This is a genomic window from Arthrobacter sp. 10T413_2 (genome assembly GCF_056394205.1).
Genome location: NZ_JBFTHK010000240.1, coordinates 1 through 5,273, shown reverse-complemented (window position 1 = coordinate 5,273; position 5,273 = coordinate 1). Strand labels below are relative to the sequence as shown.

General features: G+C 67.7%; 4 protein-coding genes. 2 read left to right on the top strand and 2 right to left on the bottom strand.

Annotated features, from left to right (window positions below):
• Nucleotides 1-1,680 (top strand): AMP-binding protein (locus AC1DBQ_RS21485; RefSeq protein WP_476930444.1); only part of this gene is annotated, 1,680 nt, incomplete at its 5' end.
• 156 nt (nt 1,681-1,836) lie between these two features.
• Here AC1DBQ_RS21485 and AC1DBQ_RS21480 read toward each other — a convergent pair.
• On the bottom strand, nt 1,837-2,571 hold the full coding sequence (locus tag AC1DBQ_RS21480) for a response regulator (protein WP_476930443.1): 735 nt from the start codon (nt 2,569-2,571) through the stop codon (nt 1,837-1,839).
• The gene (locus tag AC1DBQ_RS21475; protein WP_476930442.1) at nt 2,568-4,265 is read right to left on the bottom strand and encodes a sensor histidine kinase; all 1,698 of its coding nucleotides are present in this window, start codon (nt 4,263-4,265) and stop codon (nt 2,568-2,570) included. Before AC1DBQ_RS21475 ends, AC1DBQ_RS21480 begins: the two co-directional genes overlap by 4 nt.
• A 136-nt stretch (nt 4,266-4,401) precedes the next feature.
• Between AC1DBQ_RS21475 and AC1DBQ_RS21470 the strand changes: the two genes are divergently transcribed.
• The coding region (locus AC1DBQ_RS21470) for a cation:dicarboxylate symporter family transporter (RefSeq protein ID WP_476930441.1) at nt 4,402-5,273 on the top strand (872 nt) is incomplete at its 3' end.

Genomic DNA, 5,273 nt, shown 5'->3' with positions numbered 1-5,273 from the left:
GCCCTGATCTACGACTCCGCCATGCTCGGCACGCAGAAACGCTTCAGCTATGCCGAACTGACGGAGCTTGTGGCCCGGTTCGCCGGTGTCCTACGCCGCAGCGGGGTCGGCAAGGGCGACCGTGTGGTGATCTACATGCCGATGATCCCCGAGGCCGCCATCGCGATGCTGGCAACGGCCCGGCTTGGCGCCGTGCACTCCGTGGTGTTCGGCGGCTTTGCCCCGAAAGAGCTCGCCGCCCGCATCCGGGACGCCGCCCCCGCGGCGGTGGTGACGGCGTCGGGMGGTATCGAACCCTCGCGCCGGATTGAATACCTGCCTGCCGTCGCGGAGGCCCTCGGCATCGCCGGCGCCCCGGACACCCCGGTGCTGGTCAAAGCGAGGGAAGGCTTCGCCGCGTCGGTGACCGACCACCCCGGGTGGCTCGACTGGGACACTGAGATGGCTTCCGCCGAGCCCGCTGCGCCTGTCKATGTGAAGGCGTCCGATCCCCTCTACATCCTCTACACCTCGGGCACCACGGGCGCGCCGAAGGGCGTGGTGCGGGACAACGGCGGCCATGCCGTGGCCCTGAGCTGGACCATGGCGAACATCTACGACGTCGCACCCGGCGACGTCATGTGGACGGCCTCGGACGTCGGCTGGGTGGTGGGGCACTCCTACATCGTGTACGGGCCGCTCCTGGCCGGCGCCACCACGGTGCTGTACGAGGGAAAGCCGGTGGGGACTCCCGACGCCGGCGCATTCTGGCGGGTGATCCACGACCACAAGGTCAACGTGTTGTTCACCGCGCCCACCGCTCTGCGGGCCATCCGCAAAGCCGACCCCGAGGCGCAGCTGCTCAAGAACTACGACATCTCCAGCCTGCGCACGCTCTTCGCCGCCGGGGAGAGGCTGGACACCGACACCTTCCACTGGGCCTCCCGGATCCTCGGCGTCCCCGTGGTGGACCACTGGTGGCAGACCGAGACGGGCTGGGCCATCTGTGCCAACCCGCGCGGCCTGGACGGGCTGCCGATCAAGGCAGGATCGCCCAGCGTCCCGATGCCGGGCTTCAGGCTCAACGTCGTCGACGGCGGGGGCGAGGACGTCGAGGCCGGCACGGAAGGAAACATCGTCCTGGAACTGCCCCTCCCGCCGGGCACCCTGACCACGCTCTGGCGCAACGACGAACGCTACATTTCCTCCTACCTGCAGGCATTCGAGGGCTACTACGCCACGGGCKACTCGGGCTACCGGGACGAGGACGGCTATCTMTTTGTCATGGGCCGCACCGATKACATCATCAACGTCGCCGGACACCGGCTCTCCACCGGCGCCATGGAACAGGTGATCGGMCAGCACCCCGCCGTCGCCGAATGCGCCGTGATCGGCCTYGCCGACCCGCTCAAGGGCCAGCGCCCCAGCGGCTACGTGGTCCTCAAATCCGGGGTGGACATTCCGGAAGAGATCCTGGTCAAGGACMTCATCGCCCTGGTTCGGCGGGACATCGGCGCCGTGGCCGACTTCAAGCACGTCACCGTGGTGGAGGCCCTGCCCAAGACCCGCTCGGGAAAGATCCTGCGCAAGACCATGCGCCAGATCGCCGACGGCGACGAGTACGTGGTGCCGTCCACGATCGAGGACGCCGGCGTGATTGACCGGCTGCTGGGCACCCTGCGACCCGCCGCCACCGACTGACGGGCGAGCCCCGCGTCACGCAGGGCAGGCTTTTGGGCTCCTCGTAGGCCCTTCGTAAGGCACGACGGCGGGAATCCGCCGTCGTGCCGAAATAGCCATCCCGAAACTCTGCGCTGCGTGACGCCCGGTGGGGGAGTGGCCGCGGGGCCGTGCTGGTTATGGCCGCGCCGCTGACGACGGCGGCCTGTTCCAGCGGTATTCGTTCTCCGGGCGGCCGGGAGTGCCGTAGCGTGCGGCGCGGGAAACTGTGCCGGCGTCGGCAAGGTACTCAAGGTAGCGCCGCKCGGTGACCCGGGACATGCCGAGCGCTGCCATGACCTCGCTGGCTGACACCGCCMCGGACTGCCGCTCGATGAAGTCCTTGACGGATTCCAGCGTGGAGACGGACAAGCCCTTGGGCAGCGACACTTCGGAAGGGGCCCGCAGGCTCGCAAAAGCCTGGTCCACATCACTTTGGGAGGCGCCGCCCCCGGGCTTTCCCGTCCGGGGGCCGGCAAGCTGCTCCCGGAACAGCCGGTAGCTGGCGAGTTTGTCCGCGAACGTGGCGTAGGTAAAGGGCTTGATCAGGTACTGGACCACGCCCGTGGCCACCGCGCTGCGGACGATGTTCAATTCCCGCACGGCGGTGATGGCGATGATGTCCGCGAAGAGGCCGGCCGCCCGCATCCGGCGCGCGATGTCCAGCCCGTGCAGGTCCGGGAGGTTCATGTCCAGCAGCACCAGCTCCACCGGGTTGCCTGCCGCCGCGAAGTCCGTGAGCAGGCGCAGGGCGGACTGCCCGTCGGGCGCGGTGCCGGCCAGGGTGAAACCGTCAAGCCGCTCGATGTAGGCGGCGTGCGCCGCAGCGGCGATGGGCTCGTCTTCGACGACKAGCACCCGGATGTCGCTCATGGCTGTCCCTCTGTTGTGACCGGCGGTGTTGTGACCGGCAGCGTGACGCGGAATAGAGCTCCGGCGGGGCTGGTGATTGTCATGGTACCGCCCAGTCGATGCACGGCCTGGCGGACCAGGGCCAGGCCCAGGCCCCGCCCGAAGGGTCCCGGCGTCTTCGTGCTGAAGCCGTGCCGGAAGACGTCGTCCACGGCCGCGGGGTCAATTCCCGGGCCGCTGTCCTCCACTGTGATCTCGAGGGCGGCCCCGGTGGTCACGACGGACAGCTCCACGAGCCTGGGGGGCGGTGCCTCGGCCGCGGCGTCGATCGCGTTGTCCAGCAGGTTCCCGAGGATGGCCACGAGGTCCTGCACGGCGAGCCCCGTCACGGCCGTGGATCCGTCGGTATTGAGGGTCAGTTCGACGCCGCGTTMGTGCGCTTCGGCCGCCTTGCCCATGATCAGGGCGCCGAGTACCGGCTCCTCGATGGAACCCACCAGGTCATCGGTCAGGCGCTGGCTCAGTTCCAGGTCCTTCGTGGCGAAGTCCAGTGCCTCGGGGGCCCGCCCCAGTTCCATCAGGGAGACGATCGTGTGGAGCCGGTTGGCGTGCTCGTGGGTCTGGGCGCGCAGGGCGTCTGAGAGCGTGCGCATCGTTTCCAGTTCGCTGCCCAGGGATTCTATTTCGGTCCGGTCCCGGATGGTGGCCACTGTCCCGTAGACGTGGGCGCCGTGGGCCGGGCCGCCGGCAGCCCCTCTCCGCTGGCGGCCCGCGGCCGATGCGGGACCCACCGCCGGTCCMTGGTTCACCACCAGGACCCGGGCTCCGGTCAGATGGATTTCATCGAGGGCGGTCCGTCCTGATTCGAAGAGTTCCTTGAKGCTKGGGGCAAGCGGCAAATCCGAGAGGGAAGGCACCGTCTGGCGCGCGCGTCCTGCGGTGCCGGCAGCGGGATTGCCGTCGGAAGACTGCTTAGGCAGCCCCAGCAGCTCGGCGGCCTGGTCGTTGTACATCACCACTTTGCCCTTCGGATCGATCAGGATCACGCCCTCACGCACCGAATGCAGCACCGATTCGTAGTAGGCGAAGAGCTGGCCCAGTTCCTCGGGACCCCAGCCGCGTGTCACCCGGCGCAGGTACCGCCCCAGGAGCCACGACGCCACAGAACCGACGACCAGCAGCGCCAGGGCGATGGCCAGCAGCGCCGGCAGCCTGCTGGAGACCGCCACATCCACCGTCCGGACGGTCACGCCCGCKGCCACGAGCGCCCGGACCTTGCCGTCGGCATCCTTGACCGGGGCGATGGTGCGTACCGACGGGCCGAGGGTGCCGGCCACCACCTCCGTGAACACCCGGCCGCTGAGCGCCTCATCGATCGATCCGATATAGGGCTTGCCMAGTTCCTCGTCCCGGGGATGCGTCCACCRGGTCCGGTCCGGMGCCATGATCGTGATGAAATCCGCTTCGGCATCGTTCATGACCTTCAAGGCATACGGCTGGAGCAGGGCGGACGGGTMGGCGGCGCTCGCCGCCTGCACGACGAAGGGAGCGTCCGCCACCGCGGTGGCAATGCCTTCCATCCGGCGCCCGGCCTCGTCGTAGGCATGATCGCGGGCGTCGACGAAGGTGGCCGTTCCCACGATCGCCGTCAGCGCCACGATGAACAGCAGTTGGGCCACAAACAGCCTCCGCGCGATGCTCCAGCGGTGGATCATCAACACCTTCCATGACCAATATGAACGCAAGGGTGATGTGCGTCACCCCGTCATCAATGATGGGTTACACACACGAACGGTCGCGAGGACCACAGCCGGGACCGCGCGAAAGACCAGCCTATCCAAGGAGAACACCATGGCCTCTCAACGAGGAGAGTCAGTAGCACCGGCGGCAACGCCAGCCAAGAAGCGCAAGGGGCTCGACAAGTCCCACTACCTGTACATTGCAGTCATCGTCGCCGTGATCGCAGGTGCCCTCGTCGGGCTGCTGTTCCCCGAGGCCGCCAAATCCCTCAAGCCGCTGGGCGACGGTTTCATCAAACTCATCAAGATGATGATCGGCCCGGTGATCTTCTGCACCATCGTCCTGGGCATCGGCTCGATCGCCAAGGCCGCCACCGTCGGCAAGGTCGGCGGCCTGGCCCTCATCTACTTCATGGTGATGTCCACCTTCGCCCTGGCCATCGGCCTGGTCGTCGGTAACCTGATCCATCCGGGCGCGGGCCTCAACCTCGCCCCCTACGACCCGAACAAGAAGGCGGCCGTCGATAGCACCGTCGACTTCCTGCTGKGCATCATCCCGGGCGACATCCCCGTCCTGCCGACCCTCCTCGCCGCGATCCTGGTGGGCTTCGCCCTGCAGAAGATGGGCCCCCAGGGAGCCCCGATCCTCAAGGCCGTCGGCTACGGACAAGCCCTGGTGTTCCGCATCCTCATCATGATCATGTGGCTGGCCCCCGTCGGCGCCTTCGGTGCGATCGCCTCCGTCGTCGGTGCCACCGGCGTGCAGGCCATCTTCAGCATGTTCACGCTCATGGCCRCCTTCTACATCACCTGCGCACTGTTCATCGTGGTGATCCTCGGCGGCCTGCTCAAGGTGGTCGCCGGCGTCAACATCTTCCGGCTCATGAAGTACCTGGCCCGTGAGTACCTCCTGATCTTCTCGACCTCCTCCTCCGAAGCTGCGCTGCCCCGCCTGATCGCGAAGATGGAACACCTCGGTGTGTC